Genomic DNA, 18,105 nt, shown 5'->3' on the forward strand with positions numbered 1-18,105 from the left:
GCGCGGAACCCGCTGGTCGTGGTCGTGCCGGTGCGGACGCTCGGACCGGGTCAGCGGCAGAGGGCCGTGTCCACCGCGGCCTTGACGTGCTGCTCGGCCGCGTCGCCCGGGATCATGGTCACCGCGACGCCGGCGGCGCGGCCGTCGTCGGTGGCGCCCCCGGAGCTGAAGTAGCCCGGGATGGTCCCGAGGTGGCCCCAGTACAGGCCGCCGCAGGACAGCGGGTTGCTCATCAGGCCCAGCCCGTAGCGGACGCCGGGACCCACCGAGTCGGCGGGGACGGTGGTGCGCATCTCGGCGAGTTGCGCCGCGGGCAGGAGCCGGCCGCCGAGGAGCGCGGCGTAGAAGCGGCTGAGGTCGCTCGTGGTGGAGACGACGGCGCCCGCCGCCCAGCCCCAGGACGGGTCCAGGTCCGTGTACTCGCGGAACGAGCCGTCGGCTTCCTGGTGGTAGCCCTTGGGGTGGGCTTCGCGGATGGTGGTGTCGCCGGGGGTGGGGAAGTAGGTGTGGCGCAGGCCGATCCGGTCGACGACGCGCCGGTTGATCTCCTCGCCGAGCGGCCGCCCGGTGACCTTCTGGATGATCAGGCCGGCCACCAGGTAGTTGGTGTTGTTGTACTCCCACCGCGCACCCGGGGCGAAGTGGGCCTTCTGGGCCAGGGCCGCGTCGAGGAGCTCGCGCGGTTCGTAGTACCGGTTCGGGTTGGCGAGGATGGCGCCCTTGTCCACGTACTCGGGCAGGCCGCTGGTGTGCTGGAGCAGTTGGCGGACGGTGATGCCGCGCCCGTCGATGCCGTCGCCGCGCAGCAGGCCCGGCAGGTAGGTCTCGACGGGCGAGTCCAGGCCCACCTTTCCTTCGGCGACGAGCTGGAGGACGACGACCGCGGTGAAGGGCTTGGTGTTGCTGCCGATCCGTATCTGGCCGTCCGTGGGGACCTTGGCCCCGGTGGCGAGGTCGCCGACGCCGGCGGTGTAGGTGCGGGTGCGGCCGTCGCGGCCCTTGACGGCGGCCAGCGCGGCGGGCACGCCGTCGTCCTTGGCCAGGGTGTCCAGGCTCGACTGGACGCTGTCGGGCCTGCCGCCCGCGAACGCCGCGGTCGGTGCCAGGACGCCGGCGGCCACGGCGGCGGCCGCCGCCACGGCCACCGCCACCCGGTGCCGGCCGTTGCGGCGGCGGAGCGGAAGGCGGTGGTGCGGTGCGTGCTCGTACACGGAGGATCCCCTCTGGTGGTTGGCGCCGGGGATTCCCGGCCTGCGGCAAGAAGACCATTCAGGGGCACGGGAGTTCATCGGTTCCCAGGACGAGAGCGCACCCGGGAGCGGGCTCCCGGGAGCCGCCCCGGCCGGGACCGGGCTCCCGGCCGGCGCCGCGGCGGGGCGGGGGCGGCGCCACGGCGGGGCGGGGGGGCGAGGGACATCCGAAACGGTGACTGGAGGCGTCCCGGGGTGGTGGGGGAGGCTGGCGGCGACAATCCGGGCGTGGTGCTCGCGGCCGCGCCCCGACGGGTGGCGGCCGGCCGCCGCTCGCTCTCCGTCAGCAGACGTCGAAGGGGCCAGGGATGACGACGCCGGGCAACACCACGGGCAGTGGCGGTCCGTCGATGGGCGGCTACAAGGTCACGCCCGACGACGTCTCCGCGGCGTCCGTCTACGTGACCAACCAGGCCGGCGAGATCGACACCAAGATCGCCACGCTCCGGACGTACGTCGCGGGGCTGAGCGGCTGCTGGCAGGGCTCGGCGCACGGCGCCTTCGAGGTGCTGATGGCCGACTACGACATCTACGCGCGCATGATGCACGACGCGCTCACCGACATCGCCTCCGGGCTGCGCGGCAACTACGTCAACTACGTCGAGTCGGAGCAGGCGAACCTCGCCAACCTCCGCAAGGTGACGCTGCCCGCCGCCAAGTTCTGACGCCGCGTCCCTCCCCACCCCCTCCCAGGAGCACCGCGATGAGTTTCTCCGACGCCGTCCCGATCAGCGTCCAGCAGGACCTGGAGCACGCCGGCCCCTACCTCAACGCGCAGGCGGCCGACATCGCCCAGCAGCTGCACGAGCTGGCCATGTACCTGAACCAGCTGCCGGAGCTCTGGCAGGGCGCGGCCTCCGGCTACTACCAGGGGCTCCAGGCCGAGTGGAACATCGCGGCCGAGGGGCTGTTCGGCCCCGACGGCGTGCTCGGCCAGATCGCGCACGCCATGAACGTCAACTGGGCGAACTACAGCAGCGCCGAGTGGGCCAACTCGCAGACCTGGAACAACACCGCCGGCCGGCGCTGAGGCCGGGGCCGCCGCCGCCGTCGCGGTCGGCCGCCATCCGTACGACATTCCGCATGAACGAGGGCAAGAGAGCTACGCATGGCTGACGGGCACTGCCGAGTGACAGTGGTCGGCGAACACAAGCGGGTGGACCTCGCGGTCCCCGCCGCCGCCCCGATCGCGGAATACGTCACGACGCTGGCCCGGCTGGTCGGCCAGGAGGAGCTGGAGGCGCTGCCGGCGGCGTGGTCGCTGGCGGTGCCGGGCGGGCCGACGCTCCACCCCGTCTCCTCGCTGCGCGAGGCCGGGGTGCAGGACGGCCAGCTGCTGTACCTGCGGGACGCCGCCGAGGGCGAGTTCGAGGAACCGCTGATCCGCGACGTCGACGAGCTGGTCGCCGACGTCGCCGACTCCTTCGGCGACCTGCGCTGGACCTCACGCGCCCGCGCGGTCTGCGCGACGGTCCTGGGCGCGCTCGGCCTGGCCGCCGCCTGCGTGACGGCCGCCTCGCGCGGCGGCTGGTCCGGGGCGGTGGCCGGCCCGGTGGCGGTCGGCGCCGCGTTCGTCCTGGTCATCACCGGCTGGCTGCTGGGCCGTTCCACCCTGGACCTGCCGTCCCGGCTGGGCCTGCCGATCGCGCTGGCCGCCGTGCCCTGCGCGGCGGTGGCCGGCTGGTTCCTGCCCGACCCCGTGGACGGCAACGCCACCGCGGCGGCGCTGGGGGCGATGGTCGGCGCCGGGGCCGCGCTCTGGGCGGCGCCCTCGGTGGTCGCCGCCGCCGTGCTGCTGTTCGGCGTGGCCGGGGCGGCCGTGGTGGGACTGCTGGAGGCGGTGCACGCGGACCTCGCCCAGGGCGCGGCCGCGGTGGCCGTGGTCGGCTACGGGATGCTGCTGATCGCGCCCTGGCTGGCCGGCCAGCTGGCCGCGCTGTGGCCCACCGAGCGCGGGTCGGAGGACGGCGCGGTCCGCGTGATGGTGCACCGGGCGCGGACCCTGCTGCTCTGCTGGACCGCTGCGGTCTCCCTGCTGCTGGCCGTCGCGCTGGCCGTGCTGGGCTCGGCGCACGGCGGCTACCCGCCGGCGCTGGCGGGCTGCCTGGCGGTCGCCGCGCTGCTGCGGGCGGGAACCTTCCGGCTGCTGGCCGAGGCGGCCCCCGTGGTGGTGGCCGGCGCCGTCGGCCTGGCCACCACCCTGCTGTTCGCGCCCGAGGCGATGGCGGCTCCCGGCTGGGTCGGCCCGGTGGCGCTCTGCGTGGTCGGGGTGCTGATGGCGGGCACCGGGGTGGCGCTGTCCTTCCGCCGTACGGCGGCCCGCGAGGCCGCGCGGCCGCCGGCGCTGAACGTGCTGGGCACGCTCTGCGGGGTGGCCGCGGTGCCGCTGGCGCTCGGGGTGTTCGGCGTGTTCCAGAACCTCGCCGCGTTCGGACACCACCTGTGAGCCGGACGGCCTGCCGCCCGGTCCTGCCCCGGCCGGTCCCGGGCGGCCGGTCGGACGGCTGGTCGGACGGCCTAGCGCCCGCTGAGCTGGTGGACCCTCAACTGCTCCGGGACGCCGAACCGGAGGGGGTCCGCCACCGCGGCGGGAGCCGTCGGGCCGGGAGAGGCCGCCGGCTCGGGACCGGTCTCGTCGACGTAGCCCAGTTCGATCGCCTTGCGGGTCAGCTCCGCCTTGTTGCCGGCGTTGAGCTTGGCCCGGATCCGCTTCACGTAGGTGTTGACGGTGGCTTCGCTGAGCGCCATCAGCCGGGCGATCTGGCCGTGGGTGTAGCCCTGGGCGATCAGCCGCAGCGTCTCCACCTCGCGGCGGGCCAGGCCCTGGCTCTCGCCGGGGCTGCGACGGCTCAGCTCGGAGTGGAGGTGGCCGCCCAGGCCGGCCGCCAGGTAGAAGCTGCCGCGGGCGACCGCCTCGACGGCGGACAGGAACTCGGTGTCGTCGGCGTGCTTGGTGACGAAGCCGTACGCGCCGGCCTTGAGCGCGGTCAGCAGGTCCCTGGGCTCGGCCGACGGGGAGAGGACCAGGACCGCGCTGGTGGCGCTCAGGGCGCCGATCACGTGCAGGACGGACGTGCCGGAGTAGGGGGTGGGGTCCAGCACCACCACGTCGGGGCGGAGCCCGCTCTCGGCCAGGTCGTGCACGGTGTCCACCGAGGCGATCACTTCCAGCCGGGGGCTGCGGGCCAGGACCTGCTCGATCCCCATGCGTGTCATGCGGTGGTCCTCGACGATGCCTATGGTCGGCATAACCGGCCTTCCCTCTCTCCGTCTCCCGTGCGGTCGCGCCAGCTGAGCCGCGTCGGGAGGTCTGCGTCACGTGCCGTCACTCCGTTCTACGCAGCCGGGGCCTGAGATGTTCGGATCGGTTGCGAGACGGCGACGGCGCCCGCTCGCGCACGCTCCGTCGAACCATCAGTGTGCGGAGCGGCACGGGCTGTTCGTCCGGGCGCCCGCACCGGAACATGTCGTATTCGGTCGGGGGGCCGCGCGCCCGCCCGCGCCCGTGGAGGTTGATCATGGCTGAGGCCGAGCAGGACGGTACGGACCGGCGGAACATGGTGGCGGCCTTCGTCAAGGAGGTCCGGGGCGGGGACGGCGGCCCTTCGAAGGTGGTGCCGCGCGCCTGGGCGGTGGGCCTCACCGTGCTCGTCGTCGGTGCGGGCGCGGTCGGCGTCGGCATGCTGGCCAAGAGCGGTCAGCACGGGCCGGCGAAGGCGGCGGCCGAGCACCCGGTGACGGCCACCCCCTCGCCGAGCGCCTCGACCGGCTCCGGCCAGCCGGCGCCCGGCACCCCGGGCAACGCGGCCCCGCCCCTGGCGAACACCGACACCGGTGCCGGCGGTTCGGGCGGCGGTTCGGGCGGCGGCAACCCGCAGGGCCGGTCGGCCCCCGCGCCCGGCGACAACGCGCCCGCGCCCTCGAACAACAACGCGCCCGCCCCGGCCGGCGGCGCTCCGCTCGTACCCCAGAACAACCAGGCGGCTCCCGCCCCGGCCGCTCCCGCCCCGGCGGCCCCGGCCCCGGCGGTCCCGGCGCCCAACCTGGCGGCGGCCAAGTCCGCCGCCTACACGGCGGTGGCCGGCTACGGCTGCCCGTCCAACAGCCTCCAGGGCTTCTCCGAGGCCGGCCGGTACTCCAACGGCAGCGCCGGCTGGGTCAGCGTGGGCAGCGCCGGCTGGGCGCAGGACGGCTGCAAGGGCCAGTTCGACGCGATGCCGATGTCGGGCGACGCGAAGGAGGACGACCGGAGCAACTACGCCCTGTGGACCTTCTCCCCGGGCGCGGCGGGCCTGCGCACGGCCACCTGCCAGGTCCAGGTGTACACGCCCAAGGACGGCGACATCACGCACGTCGGCGGGGAGCCGGCGCACTTCGAGGCCTACGGGTCGTCCAGCCTCTCCTCCGGGATGCTGAACGCCTTCGACGTCGACCAGCGGGGCCACCTCGGCGAGTGGAAGGACGTCGGCACCTTCAGGACCACGACCGGGGTGCTGATGATCAAGCTGGACAGCCGGGGCCTGGACTGGCACGGGAAGACGAAGACCAACGCCCACCTGGCGGTCGCCCAGATGCGGGCGACCTGCAATTGAGCCCTGTGGGTGCGGTACCAGGCCCCGAAGGGATGCGCGCATGAGCAAGACGTGGGTCAAGGTCGCCCAGCGGGGCTGGGGCGTCCAGCGCAGCATCGGCGCGGCGGTGCGCACGGCCGCCGACGGCGGGGTCGTCTCGGTGATGCCGGGCGAGTACGCGGAGAGCGTGCTGCTGGAGCGCGGGGTCAGCCTGGAAGCGGCCGAGGGGCCGGGGACGGTCACGATCGCCCCGGCGCGCGGGCCCGCGCTCACCGTGGCCGGCGGCAGCCCCACCGTGCGGGGGCTGCTGCTGCGCGGCGCCGACCCGCGGGAGCCGGCCGTGCTGATCGGCGGCGGCGCACCCGTGCTGGAGCACTGCGAGGTGGTCGGCGGCCGGGTCGAGGTGGCCGGGCGGGCCGCGCCGGTGCTGCGCGACTGCGCCGTCCGCGGGGCGGTCGGCGTCGGCCTGCGCCTGGGCGGGGACAGCCGGGCCGTGGTCGAGGGCTGCGCGGTGACCGACACCGAGGGCGTCGGGCTGCTGGTCGCCGAGGGCGCCGTCCCCGAGGTGCGGAGCACCAGGATCGGCCCGAGCAGCGCCCAGGGCCTGTACGTCGGCGGCACCGGCGGCGGCTCGTTCGAGGGCTGCGAGGTGACCGGCAGCGGTGGCGCGGCCGTCCGGGTGGCCGACGCGGCGGCCCCGGTGCTGCGCGCCTGCCGCCTGCACGGCAACCACGCGGCGGGCCTGCACGTCTCGGCCGACACCCCCGAGCCGCTCGCGGCCGGGTCGGCCGACCCGGCCGAGGGCGGCACCGTGCTGACGGACTGCGAGATCACGGGCGCCGCCACCGTGGGCGTCCTCGCCGACGAGGACGCCCGGGTGCTGCTGCGGGACTGCCGGGTCGCGCGGACCGGCGGGGCCGGGATCGTGGCCGTGGACCGCAGCCGCCTGCGCCTGTACGACACCGTCACCACCGACACCGGCGACACCGGGCTGGCCCTGGGCCAGAGCGCCTCGGCGCGGGTCGAGGGCGGCGGCTTCCTGCGCGCCACCGGCAACGGCGTGTACGTGGCGGGCGAGGCCGAACTGGCGCTGAGCGGCAGCGAGGTGGCGGACGCGGGCTTCAGCTGCCTGCACCTGGGCGAGGGCGGCTCCGCCGACCTGGCCGACTGCCGCCTGCACGGCACACCGGAGCACGGCATCAGGGTCACCGGCAACTCCCTGCTGAGCGCCGAGGGCACCACCGTGGAGCAGGCCCGGATGGCCGGGGTCTCGGTGGAGGAGCGGGCCGACGCGGTGCTGCGCGGCTGCACCGTACGGGCCACCGGCGTCGGCGTCCGCCTGGACACCCGCCACCGCCCGCTGCTGGAGGACTGCGAGATCGCCGCCACGGCGGGCGCGGGCGTGGAGGTCGGCGAGCGCACCGGCGTGCTGCTGAACCGCACCAGGATCCACGACACCGGCGGCTCCGGCCTGCTCGCGGCCGAGCGGAGCACCCCCGTGCTGGACGGCTGCGAGATCACCGACACGGCGGGCAGCGGCATCGTGGTGCGGGCGGGCGCCGACCCGCGGGTGCGGGCGAGCACGATCGCGCGCACCGCCAAGAACGGCCTGTACCTGGACGAGGGCGCGCACGGCCTGCTGGAGGACTGCGCGCTGTCCGAGACCGGCTACCCGGCCCTGTACGTCGGCGCGGGCGCCGATCCCGTGCTGCGCCGCTGCCTCGTCCACGACACCGCCGAGGACGTCGCGCTGGCCGAGCGGGCCGCCGCCGTGCTGGAGGACTGCCGGACCGAGCGGGTCGAGCAGGCCACCCTGCCGGCCGTCGGCGAGCCGGTCGCCCCGGGCACCCCGGCCGGGATCGCCCGGCCCTGGTCGCTGCCGGGAACGACGGCCGGAACGACGGCCGGGGCGACGGCGGGGGCCGGCGCGCCGGCGGGCGACGGCGAGGCGGGCGGGACGGAGGAGCGGGACCGTGCCGAGGCCGAACTGGCGGCCCTGCTCGCGGAGTTGCACCGGCTGGTCGGCCTGGAGCGGGTCAAGCGCGACGTCGAGACCATGGTCAAGCTGATGCAGCTGGTCCGGCGCCGCAAGGAGCTGGGCCTGCCGCCGCCGCCCACCAGCCGCCACGTGGTCTTCGCGGGGAACCCGGGCACCGGCAAGACCACCGTGGCCCGGCTGTACGGGCGGATCCTGCACGCGCTGGGCATGCTCTCCAGCGGCCACCTGGTCGAGGCGGACCGCGGCGACCTGGTCGGCGAGTACGTCGGGCACACCGCGCCCAAGACCACGGCGGTGTTCCGCCGGGCGCTGGGCGGGGTGCTCTTCATCGACGAGGCCTACGCGCTGGTGCCGCACGGCCAGGGCGGCGACTTCGGCCAGGAGGCCATCTCGACGCTGGTCAAGCTGATGGAGGACCACCGCGACGAGGTCGTGGTGATCGTGGCCGGCTACCCCGGGGACATGCAGCGCTTCATCGACGCCAACCCGGGCCTGGCCTCCCGGTTCACCCGTACGCTGACCTTCGACGACTACCTCGGCCCGGAGCTGGTCGACATCGTCGCCCACCAGGCCGAGCAGCACCGCTACGACCTGCCGGAGCCGACCCTGGCCGCGCTGGCCGGGTACTTCACGGAGCTGCCGCGCGACGAGGGCTTCGGCAACGGCCGTACCGCCCGCCAGGTCTTCCAGTGGATCACGGAGCGGCACGCCCAGCGGATCGCCGACCTCGACGCCCCGACGGCCGAGGACCTGACCACCGTCCTGCCGGAGGACCTGCCGGAGTTGAGCGCGGCGGTCTGAGGCGCGGCGGTCCGGGGCACGGCGGTCCGGCGCACGGCGCCCCGGGGCTCCCCGCCCCGGGGCACGGCGCCGGCGACCGGTCAGGCCGTCGGCCTCGGCGCGACCTCCGGGAGGATCGACCCGTGGTCGGCGGACGCGTAGGCCTGGCCCGCCAGGTCCAGCCGGGCCAGGTAGACGCCGTAGATCTCGACGGCGTCGGCCACCTGGCGCAGCGCCGTCTGCAGCTCGGGGTTGATGATCGGCGCGAACTTCTGGGCGGCCTTCTGGACGCCCTTGTCCGGGATGGGCCCCGTCCGCGCGATCGGGCCCATCCCGCCGGCCAGCCCCGAGCTGTCGTACCAGGTCCCGACGGGGGCGAACTCCTGGCCCCAGAAGGTGCCGCTGGCGACCACGGCGTCCACCTTGGCCTTCAGGGCGTTGTAGGCGTCCACCACCCCGGAGGTGGTGGACGCCCCGCCGACGATGACGGAGTAGACCGTCGACAGGTCCACCGAGAAGGACGCGTGGCTGGGCGGCGCGGGGGCGGTCCCGGACGGGCCGGTCCCGGACGGGGCGTTGGCGGGGTTCGTGAAGCCCTCGTTGAAGCCCGGGACGTAGCCGTTCTCCCACAGCATCTTCAGGGTCGGGTCGGCCGCGCCCCCGCCCGGCTTGGGGTCTCCGCCGCCGCCGTCCTCGGGCGACGGGACGTAGATCGGGGAGTTGATCGGGGCGACCACGCGGACCTCCGGAGCAGGGAGCGGGCAGTGAACAGGGCCATCCTCGCCCACCGGCCGCCCGGGGCGGGAGGTCCCCGTTCGGGGACGCCGGGGGGACAGAAAGCGGGTCTGTCCCGCCCGTCCGGCCGCTGCCTAGACTCCGCAGGGCCGACGTGCGTACGTGGACCAGCCGTACGCGGATCGGGCCGGGCCGGACCGGTGCGGATCGGCCGAACGACGAGCCCCCGGGGAGCGCCTGCCGTGGCCTACACCTTGCAGGAATTCAAGGTCGACCTGCAGCAACTGCTCGAAGCGTCCGGCACGCTGGGCGCCGAGAGCGAGAACATCAAGGGGGAGATCGACGCGATCGCGACGGCCCTGGCACCCCTGGAGACCGGCTGGATCGGCCCGGCCGGAACCTCCTTCGCCGCCATCACCAAGGTCTACAAGGACGACATGGTCGACCTGCAGAACCTGCTCGACGAGATGACCAGGCGGATGCGGTCGGCCTACCGGATGTACCACGACATGGAACTGGCCAACTACAACAACGTGCGCGCCTGATGAGCGTCGACCCCGGCGCCGGCACCCCCGCCCCGGCCACGCCCGACTACGACACGGTCAAGCTCACCATCCCGCTGCACGAGATGGCGGCCGCCAAGGCCACCGTCGAGACCTCCCTGAACAGCATCCTGGACAGCCTGGTCACGATCGAGCAGACCCTCGCCGACCTCAAGCTGGGCTGGGCGGGACAGACCGCGGACCAGGCCAAAGCGATCTTCGACCAGTGGAACGCCTGCATGGCGGAACTGGTCGGGACCAAGACCAAGGCCAAGCCCGACGGCGCGGACGGGGTCTTCCAGCGGCTGATGATCGCCGTGGGCAGCGCGGCCGCCAACTACGACCACGCCGAGGACTTCATCGTCACCAAGCTCTTCGCGCCGCTCACCGCCGCCATCGGCGCCCCCTCGACGGGCTCCGGCGACCCGAACGCCTACAACCCGCCGCCGAAGGACCTCGTCAACGACAAGAGCAACACCGTGGTCGCCGAGATCTTCTGACCCCGCCCGACCCCCGCCCCGGCCCCGGCGCGCCCCCGCGCCAGGGCCCGCCGCACCACCGCCGCAGTCGAGCACCGAGAGGCACAACCAGGTGAGCAGGATCCCCTTCCACCGGCCCACCCGCGCCCTGCCGCCGGCCCTGCCCGACCAGCGCGTGGTGCTGCCCGCCCCGCCGCAGACCCCGCAGGGCGCCAACTCCTCGGCCAGCACCTGGCTCTCCCTGCTGCTGCCGCTGATGAGCAGCATCAGCATGGCCGCCTACATGGTGATGTACCGCAATCCGCTGCTGATCGCGCTGGGCGTCGGCTTCGTGCTGATCTCGATCGCCGCCACCCTCGCCGTCCGCCACCAGATGCGCAGCGCGACCCGTCAGACCAAGGACCGCCAGCGCGAGCGCTACCTGCGCTACCTGACCGACGTCAAGAAGACGGCCCGCCAGGTCGCCGACAGCCAGCGGCTGGCGGCCGGCTGGCTGCACCCCTCGCCGGAGCGGCTCTGGGCGCTCGCCGAGCGCCGCCGCCGGGTCTGGGAACGGCGCGCCACCGACAAGGACTTCCTGCAGCTGCGCCTGGGCCAGGGGCAGGGCCCGCTGGCCACCCCGATCCAGCTCGGCACCCGCAACGACCCGCTCGCGGAGTACGACGAGCAGACCCACGCCGCCGCGCAGCGGGTGGTCGACCAGGCCGGTACGGTCGGCCGCCAGCCCGCCCTGGTCGACCTGGTCAGGACCGGCGTGCTCAGCCTGCTCGGCCCCGCCGACCGGACCAGGGCGCTGGCCCGCTCGCTGCTCTGCCAGCTCGCGGTGCTGCACGCCCCCGACGACGTCACCGTCGTGGTCTGCACCGGCGGCGACCCCGACTGGGAGTGGGCCAAGTGGCTCCCGCACACCCACGAGGCCGGCGCCCCGAGCCCGGCCGGTGTGGTCCCGCTGGTCGCCGCCGAGTTCGAGGCGCTCGCCGACGCCCTGGAGGGCGCGATCACCCGCGCCCAGGCCGAACGGACCACCCGCCGGCCCGTCCTGGCGGGCGCCCCCGCCCCGGTGATGCGCCGGCTCGTCGTCCTGCTCGACCCGTACGACCCGGCCGCCGCCTGGGCCCGCGGCCCGGTGGCCACCTCCCTGCTCGAATCGGCCGGGCCCGACCTGGGCATCACCGTGATCTGCCTGGTCGGCGCCGAGCGCGACGAGCCCACCCGCACCGAGGTGCGCGCCCGGGTGGGCGAGGACGGCTCGCTGGTCCTGGAGGGCCGCAACACCGAGCTGTACAGCCGGGTCGAGGGGGCCGTCGCGGACGCCCCCGCCCCGGAACTCTGCGAGCTCACCGCGCGGGCGCTGGCCCCGCTGAGCCTGTCCGAGGAGCCCGAGCAGCTGCTGGCCCGCACCATCACCCTGCCCGAGATGCTCGGCACCCCCGACGTGGCCGCCTTCGACCCGTCCGTCAGCTGGATCCCGGCCGGCGACGAGCGGCTGCTGCGCCTGCCGATCGGCCTGTCCGGCGAGGGCGACCCGGTGCTGCTCGACCTCAAGGAGTCCGCCCAGGGCGGCATGGGCCCGCACGGCCTGATCGTCGGGGCCACCGGCTCCGGCAAGAGCGAACTGCTGCGCACCATGGTCACCGGGCTGGCGATGACCCACTCCCCGGAGCTGCTCAGCCTGGTGCTGGTCGACTTCAAGGGCGGCGCCACCTTCGCCGGCGTCACCGGACTGCCGCACGTGGCCGGCCTGATCACCAACCTCGCCGACGACCTCTCCCTGGTGGACCGGGTCCGCGCCGCCCTCCAGGGCGAACAGCAGCGCCGGCAGCGGCTGCTGCGCGCGGCCGGGAACGTCGACTCGCTGCGCGAGTACCAGCTGCGCCAGGCGGCCGGGCAGTGCGACGTGGACGGCAAGCCGCTGGAGCCGCTGCCCTACCTGCTGATCGTGGTCGACGAGTTCGGCGAACTGCTCTCCCAGCGCTCCGACTTCATCGACCTGTTCGTCCAGATCGGCCGGGTCGGCCGCAGCCTGGGCATGCACCTGCTGCTGGCCACCCAGCGGCTGGAGGAGGGCCGGCTGCGCGGCCTGGAGTCGCACCTGTCGTACCGCGTCTGCCTGCGCACCTTCAGCGCCGCCGAGAGCCGCGCGGTGATCGGCACCCCCGACGCCTACCAGCTGCCCCCGATCCCCGGCTCCGCCTACCTCAAGGTGGACGAGTCGGTCTACCAGCGCTTCCGGGTCGCCCACATCTCCGGCCCGTACCAGGAGCCCGGCACGGGCGAGGACGGCGCCGCGGCCGGCCTCCCGGTCGTGCCCTTCGAGCTGCGCACCGCGCCGCAGGAGGAGCCCGAGGAGCCCGCCGAGTCCCAGCCGCCGGCCCTGCCCGCCGGCCCCACCGAGATGGAGGTGGCGGTCGACCAGGTCTGCCGGTTCGGGCAGTCCGTGCACCAGGTCTGGCTCGCCCCGCTGCCCGCCGCGATCCCGCTGGACAGCCTGATCGGCCCGGTCTCCGAGCAGCCGGGGCGTGGCCGCCAGGCCGGCCTGTGGCCCGGCACCGGCCGGCTCGCCTTCCCCGTCGGCGTGCTCGACCTGCCCCTCCAGCAGCAGCAGCTGCCGCTCCAGTTCGACTTCGAACGCGTCCACGGCAACCTCGCCCTGGTGGGCGCGCCGCAGACCGGCAAGAGCACCCTGCTGCGCACCACGGTGCTGTCCGCGATGCTCACCCACACCCCCGACGAGGTGCAGTTCTACGGACTGGACTACGGCGGCGGCAGCCTCGGCCCGCTGGAGGCCGCCCCGCACGTGGGCGCCGTGGCCGGGCGCCGCGACGAGCAGCGGGCCCGCCGGGTGCTGGCCGAGCTCGGCCTCCTGGTCGCCGCCCGCGAGCAGCTCTTCGGGGAGCTGGGCGTCGACTCGGTGGCGGCCTTCCGGGCGCTGCGCAAGGCCGACCGGCTGCCGGCCGGGACCCGGGCCGCCGACGTCTTCCTGCTGCTGGACAACTGGGGCGCGATCCGCACCGAACTGGAGGGCGCCGAGGCCTCGGTGCTGGACATCGCCTCCCGCGGCCTGGGCGTGGGCGTGCACGTGATCGTCACCGCCAACCGCTGGGCCGACATCCGGCCGAACCTGCGCGACAGCTTCTCCGGGCGCCTGGAGCTGCGGCTGAACGAGCCCACCGAGTCGGAGGTCAGCCGCCAGGCGAGCCGGCAGGTCCCCAACATCCAGGGCCGCGGCATCGTGTCGCCCGGCGTGCTGTACCAGGCCGTGCTGCCCCGGCTGGACGGCCGCGAGGGCACCGACGGCCTGGCCGAGGCCCAGGAGGACGCGCTCGGCAAGATCGCCGCCTCCTGGCCGGGCGCCGGCGCCCCGCCGGTGCTGATGCTGCCCGACCGGGTGCTGCTCGAGGACCTCGACCCCACGGGGACGGCCGGCTTCGCCGCGGACGAGGTGCCGATCGGCGTCGGCGAGCGCGACCTGGCGCCGGTCGGCCTGGCGATGGGGCCGGGCGACCCGCACTTCCTGGTGTTCGGCGACGCCGGCAGCGGCAAGTCCGCCTTCCTGCGCACCTGGATGGCCGCCACGGCCGCCCGGAGCACCGCCTGGGAGTCCCGGTTCATGGTGATCGACTACCGGCGCAGCCTGCTGGACGCGGTGCCGGAGGACTACATCGGCGCCTACGCGGGCGACGCGGCCGCCGCCGAGGCCTACGTCGACCAGCTGGTCGCCAAGCTGGCCGAGCGGATGCCGCCGCCCGGCATCACGGCCGCCCAGCTCCGCGCCCGGGACTGGTGGGACGGTCCCGAGCTGTACGTGGTGGTGGACGACTACGACCTGGTCGCGGTCGGCCACCAGTCCCCGCTGGCCAGGCTCGCCGACTACGTCACCCAGGCCCGTGAGATCGGCCTGCACGTGGTGCTGGCCCGCCGGGTGGCCGGGGTCGGACGCCCGCTGATGTCCGACCCGCTGCTCTCCCGGCTCAAGGACCTCGGCACCGGCGGCCTGATCCTCTCCGGCGACCCGCGCGAGGGCGTCCTGCTGGGCGACCAGCGCGCGGCCCAGCGCCCCCCGGGCCGCGGCGTCCTCGTCCGGCGCTCCGGACCGGCCAGGCTGCTCCAGGTCGCGCTCCGCGAGGAGGAGCCGGCCTGACCAGCCGGGCTCCTCCCACCGGGCCGGGGGCTCTCGCAGCCCCCGGCCCGTTCGTACCTTCCCGCCCGCGCTCTCCGCGGCAGTTGCTTCGAGGTGGATCCCCGATGGCCGACAACGGCTTCAGCATCAGCGACATCTACGCCCTGGGCAACCAGTGGATCGAGCTGGGCAACACGGTGTACGCGGCCCGGTACGGCACCAGCATGGCCATGGACAAGTTCCAGTGGACCGGTGACGGCATGGTGGCCGCGCACGACGCCTGGAACCTCGTCGGCAACAGCGTGCTCGACCCGGCGGTCACCACCTGCTGGAAGATCGGCGACGCCATCAACGACTACGGCCGGGCGCTGGAGAAGATCATGGCCGCCGAGCAGAAGGCCGCCAACGCGGCCGGGCTGGCCAGCATCATCGCCACCATCCTCGGGTTCGTCCTCCCCTTCGGCCTGGGCCTGCTGGCCAGGCTGATCGCGCCGCTCCTCGAAGGCCTCATCACCCTCATCACCAACATCCTGAGGACGATCGGCGAGAGCCTGCAGACCATCCTCAACATCGGCGCCTTCATCGGCGGCGCCGTGGCCGGCGGCCTGCTCCAGCTGGGCACCGACCTGCTGGCCCAGCTGATCGCCGACAAGATCTACGACGTCCCGTTCGAGATCGACTGGGCCGCCGAGGGCATGAGCATGGGCTTCGGGGCCGTCTTCGGCGGCCTCGGGGGCCTGGCCGGTCTGCGCGGACCCAAGGAGGTCGGGATCGGCGGCGGCCCCAAGGGGGTCGGGGGCAAGGGCGTGACCCCGCCGAAGGTCGACCCGCCGGGTGTGAAGCCCCCGGTCACCGAGCACGTCCCGCTGCCGGGGCGCGGCTCCGTGCCGCTTCCGGAAGGGCCGGGGCACATCGGCGGAGTCACCCCGGGCGGCATCGGCAAGGTCCCGCCGCCGGAGCTGTTCCCGGGCGGCGGCAAGCCGCTGGGCGCCGAACCGGGCAGCGTGCCGCCGGGACGCTCGCCCGTCGCCCCCGGTGGGGTGGAGCCCCCCAAGACCGGGATCCCCCACGAGGCCCCCGGCAGCACCCCGCCCGGCCCGCCCAGGACCACGACGCCCGGCCGGGGCCCCGAGCCGGTGACCCGGGAGCCCGGCCAGCTCAACCCGTCGGGAACCCACCAGCCGACCCCCGGCGGTCAGGTGAAGCCCGGGACCGGAGTGCACGAGCCCGGGGCGGGCGGGATCGGCAACGTCGCCCCGCCGAAGAGCACCGGCGGCCAGATCGGCGGCCAGGAGACGCACGGGCCGCTGGGCGGCAAGGACGGCTCGCTGCCCGACGCCACCTCGCGCTCCGTCAACGAGACGGGCGGGAACGGCGGTTCGCGCGGCACCGTCAACGGCAACGGCACCGGCAACGTCACCCGGCCCGGCCCGAACGAGCAGACCCCCGGCCACTCGCAGTCCGAGACGCCCGTCGACAACCAGACCTACAAGGCCTCCTTCGACCGGCAGCCCGGCGGAACGCGGCCCGGCAGCGACGTCGGCGCCAACGGCCGGCCGTCCTCGGCCTCCGCCCGCGTCGAGGGCGACAACGCCGTTGTGGCCACGGACCGCAACTCGCTCTCCGCGAAGACCCCCGGAAACCACGACGGCCTCCCCGGCGGCAACAACAACCGGCCCGAGGGCGTGAAGCAGCCCCTCAAGGAGGGCGCGGAGGCGCCCACGAACAACCAGCGGACCGCCACCGGAGGCGGCACCACCCCCCGCGACACCCCGCTGGAGCCGATGCGGGACAACGGAAAGTCCGGCGGCTCCTCCGGTTCCGTGCCCAAGGGCAACGAGCGGACCAACCAGTCGACCGGGGGGCAGAAGCCCCTGCCGAGGGAACTGGAGCCCCAGGCACCGGAGAACAGCAACCGGCAGTCGACCGCCTCCTCGGCGCGGGAGCACGAGGGCAGCACCAACGGGACGAAGCAGACCACCTCCGAGAGCACGGCCCCGGGCAAGGGGGACCGGCCGACCTCGGAGCAGACCCGGCAGAACGGCCAGCAGGAGGGGACGACCGGGAAGTCGGAGGGTGCGGCGTCGAAGAAGCCCTCGACGCGGCCGTTCGGTGCCAGGAAGGTGATGACCATCGCCGACCTCCCCCCGGAGGGGGCGGGGCCGAAGAGCGGCGCCCCGGAACCGGGGATGCGACCCGGCAGTTCCAACGTGAGGACCCTCAACGACCTCCCGAGCGAACACGGGGCGGGCGGCTCGGCGAAGGGCGGATCGTCGGGGGAGAAGCCGCTGGTCGACCGGGGCACCGGGTCCACGTTGGACGGGAAGCCCGGTGAGAAGTGGGTGTCCCGGGATTCGGCTGATCGCAGGTCGATGACCATGGACGACCTGCCGGCGGATGGTCCGGTGAAGGGCGGGTCGCCGAAGGAGAAGCCGCTGGTCGACCGGGGTTCCGGGTCCACGTTGGACGGGAAGCCCGGTGAGAGGTGGGTGTCCCGGGACTCGGGTGACCGCAGGTCGATGACCGTGAACGACTTGCCGGCGGATGGTCCGGTGAAGGGCGGGTCGCCGAAGGAGAAGCCGCTGGTCGACCGGGGCACCGGGTCCACGTTGGACGGCAAGCCCGGTGAGAAGTGGGTGTCCCGGGATTCGGGCGACCGCAGGTCGACGACCATGGACGACCTCAAGAAGTCGGGGGACGCGGACACCCCCTCGCCGAGGGAGCACGAGGGCGGCACCGACGGGTCGAAGCAGACGCCCTCCGAGGTCGAGGCCCCGGGCAAGGGGGACCGGCCCACCCCGGACCAGACGCGGCAGAACGGCCGGCAGGAGGGGACGACGACGAAGTCCGAGGGCTCGGCGCCGAAGAAGCCCACCGTGCGGCCGTTCGGTCCCGAGAAGGTGAGGACCCTCGCCGATGGCCCCCAGGACGGGGCGGGGCCGAGGAGCAGCACCTCGGAGTCGGGGATGCGGCCCGGCGGCTCCAACGTGAAGACCGTCACCGAGGCCAAGCCGACCGAATCGGGGGCGGGCGGCTCGACCAAGGTCGGATCGTCCACCGAGAAGCCCGTGAGCAAGACGGAACCCTTCTCCGGCCGGGGCGATCGTCTCGGCGAGGGTCCGCGGGTCTCCGAGGACGCCGGAGCGTCGAACCGAACCGGCCCGCGGAGCGGATCCCAGCAGGAGTTCCCGAACGCGGAGGCATCGACGAATAGCCGGGGTCCGCAGTCGGAGCTGGCGGCGAAGCAGGAGAGCGCGGCGAACGCCCGGCTCGCCAAGGCCAAGGCCGAGGCCGATGCGGCGGCAGCGGCGAAGGCGGGTGCGGGGTCCGAGGCCGGCAACGCGGGGGCGAAGGTGAAGTCCGGTGCGGGGGTTGATGGTTCGGGTTCGTCGGAGCGGGTCAAGTCGCCGTCGGAGTTGACGGACAAGCGGGAGGCCGCGGCGAGGCGGGAGGCCGCGGGGAATGCCTGGGCGACGGAGCCCAAGGGTGAGGCGCCTGCTGGGGCGAAGGTGAAGTCCGGTACGGGGGTTGAGGGTTCGGGTTCGTCGGAGCGGGTCAAGTCGCCGTCGGAGTTGACGGACAAGCGGGAGGCCGCGGCGAAGCGGGAGGCTGCGGGGAAGGATTGGGTG

At 74.6% G+C, this 18,105-nt stretch carries 11 protein-coding genes and 1 pseudogene; 9 read left to right on the forward strand and 3 right to left on the reverse strand.

Features of this window, described 5'->3' with window-relative positions; genetic code table 11:
• Positions 1-50 precede the first annotated feature (50 nt).
• Entirely contained in the window at positions 51-1,211 is a 1,161-nt protein-coding gene (locus ACFRQN_RS10920; protein WP_380716851.1) for a serine hydrolase domain-containing protein, read from the reverse strand.
• Positions 1,212-1,558: 347 nt separating this feature from the next.
• Between ACFRQN_RS10920 and ACFRQN_RS10925 the strand changes: the two genes are divergently transcribed.
• The 3 genes from ACFRQN_RS10925 (at position 1,559) to ACFRQN_RS10935 (ending at position 3,696) form a co-directional block, all read left to right on the forward strand.
• Positions 1,559-1,915 carry a WXG100 family type VII secretion target gene (locus ACFRQN_RS10925; protein WP_049657205.1) on the forward strand — a complete coding sequence of 119 codons (357 nt, stop codon included), beginning with the start codon at positions 1,559-1,561 and terminating at the stop codon, positions 1,913-1,915.
• Between the two features lie 38 nt (positions 1,916-1,953).
• Positions 1,954-2,280, forward strand: a complete 327-nt coding sequence (locus tag ACFRQN_RS10930; protein WP_049657206.1) for a WXG100 family type VII secretion target — start codon at positions 1,954-1,956, stop codon at positions 2,278-2,280.
• A gap of 78 nt (positions 2,281-2,358) precedes the next feature.
• Positions 2,359-3,696 carry an EsaB/YukD family protein gene (locus ACFRQN_RS10935; protein ID WP_074004743.1) on the forward strand — a complete coding sequence of 446 codons (1,338 nt, stop codon included), beginning with the start codon at positions 2,359-2,361 and terminating at the stop codon, positions 3,694-3,696.
• Positions 3,697-3,767: 71 nt separating this feature from the next.
• Here the strand turns inward: ACFRQN_RS10935 and ACFRQN_RS10940 are convergent, their stop codons facing one another.
• Complete coding sequence (locus ACFRQN_RS10940) at positions 3,768-4,499, reverse strand: response regulator transcription factor (RefSeq protein ID WP_049660980.1); 732 nt, start codon at positions 4,497-4,499, stop codon at positions 3,768-3,770.
• Positions 4,500-4,768: 269 nt separating this feature from the next.
• Here ACFRQN_RS10940 and ACFRQN_RS10945 point away from each other — a divergent pair, with 269 nt between their 5' ends.
• Positions 4,769-5,842, forward strand: coding sequence for a hypothetical protein (locus ACFRQN_RS10945; protein ID WP_074004744.1), 1,074 nt, complete (start codon positions 4,769-4,771; stop codon positions 5,840-5,842).
• Between the two features lie 40 nt (positions 5,843-5,882).
• The gene (locus tag ACFRQN_RS10950) at positions 5,883-8,621 is read left to right on the forward strand and encodes a right-handed parallel beta-helix repeat-containing protein (protein ID WP_074004745.1); all 2,739 of its coding nucleotides are present in this window, start codon (positions 5,883-5,885) and stop codon (positions 8,619-8,621) included.
• An 80-nt stretch (positions 8,622-8,701) separates the two neighbouring features.
• Here ACFRQN_RS10950 and ACFRQN_RS10955 read toward each other — a convergent pair whose 3' ends face one another.
• Complete coding sequence (locus tag ACFRQN_RS10955; RefSeq protein ID WP_380739801.1) at positions 8,702-9,337, reverse strand: hypothetical protein; 636 nt, start codon at positions 9,335-9,337, stop codon at positions 8,702-8,704.
• A gap of 240 nt (positions 9,338-9,577) precedes the next feature.
• On the opposite strand from ACFRQN_RS10955, the gene ACFRQN_RS10960 reads away from it, so the two are divergent.
• The 4 genes and pseudogenes from ACFRQN_RS10960 to ACFRQN_RS10975 all read left to right on the forward strand — a co-directional run.
• Positions 9,578-9,880, forward strand: a complete 303-nt coding sequence (locus ACFRQN_RS10960; protein WP_049655551.1) for a WXG100 family type VII secretion target — start codon at positions 9,578-9,580, stop codon at positions 9,878-9,880.
• Positions 9,880-10,377: a WXG100 family type VII secretion target gene (locus ACFRQN_RS10965; protein ID WP_380739803.1), complete on the forward strand. Its 498-nt coding sequence runs from the start codon at positions 9,880-9,882 to the stop codon at positions 10,375-10,377. Before ACFRQN_RS10960 ends, ACFRQN_RS10965 begins: the two co-directional genes overlap by 1 nt.
• A 91-nt stretch (positions 10,378-10,468) precedes the next feature.
• Positions 10,469-14,497 carry a type VII secretion protein EccCa gene (eccCa, locus tag ACFRQN_RS10970; protein WP_074004748.1) on the forward strand — a complete coding sequence of 1,343 codons (4,029 nt, stop codon included), beginning with the start codon at positions 10,469-10,471 and terminating at the stop codon, positions 14,495-14,497.
• 104 nt (positions 14,498-14,601) lie between these two features.
• Positions 14,602-18,105, forward strand: a pseudogene (locus ACFRQN_RS10975) (hypothetical protein); the annotation flags it as partial.

The sequence above is a fragment of the Kitasatospora sp. NPDC056800 genome, from assembly GCF_042789775.1.
Taxonomy (GTDB): domain Bacteria; phylum Actinomycetota; class Actinomycetes; order Streptomycetales; family Streptomycetaceae; genus Kitasatospora.

What these genes read in the sequence shown, in the direction of transcription:
- ACFRQN_RS10935 (WP_074004743.1), top strand. Translation starts at nt 2,359, where the DNA reads ATGGCTGACGGGCACTGCCGAGTGACAGTGGTCGGCGAACACAAGCGG.
- ACFRQN_RS10925 (WP_049657205.1), top strand. Translation starts at nt 1,559, where the DNA reads ATGACGACGCCGGGCAACACCACGGGCAGTGGCGGTCCGTCGATGGGC.
- ACFRQN_RS10930 (WP_049657206.1), top strand. Translation starts at nt 1,954, where the DNA reads ATGAGTTTCTCCGACGCCGTCCCGATCAGCGTCCAGCAGGACCTGGAG.
- ACFRQN_RS10965 (WP_380739803.1), top strand. Translation starts at nt 9,880, where the DNA reads ATGAGCGTCGACCCCGGCGCCGGCACCCCCGCCCCGGCCACGCCCGAC.
- ACFRQN_RS10940 (WP_049660980.1), bottom strand. Translation starts at nt 4,499, where the DNA reads ATGCCGACCATAGGCATCGTCGAGGACCACCGCATGACACGCATGGGG.
- ACFRQN_RS10945 (WP_074004744.1), top strand. Translation starts at nt 4,769, where the DNA reads ATGGCTGAGGCCGAGCAGGACGGTACGGACCGGCGGAACATGGTGGCG.
- ACFRQN_RS10950 (WP_074004745.1), top strand. Translation starts at nt 5,883, where the DNA reads ATGAGCAAGACGTGGGTCAAGGTCGCCCAGCGGGGCTGGGGCGTCCAG.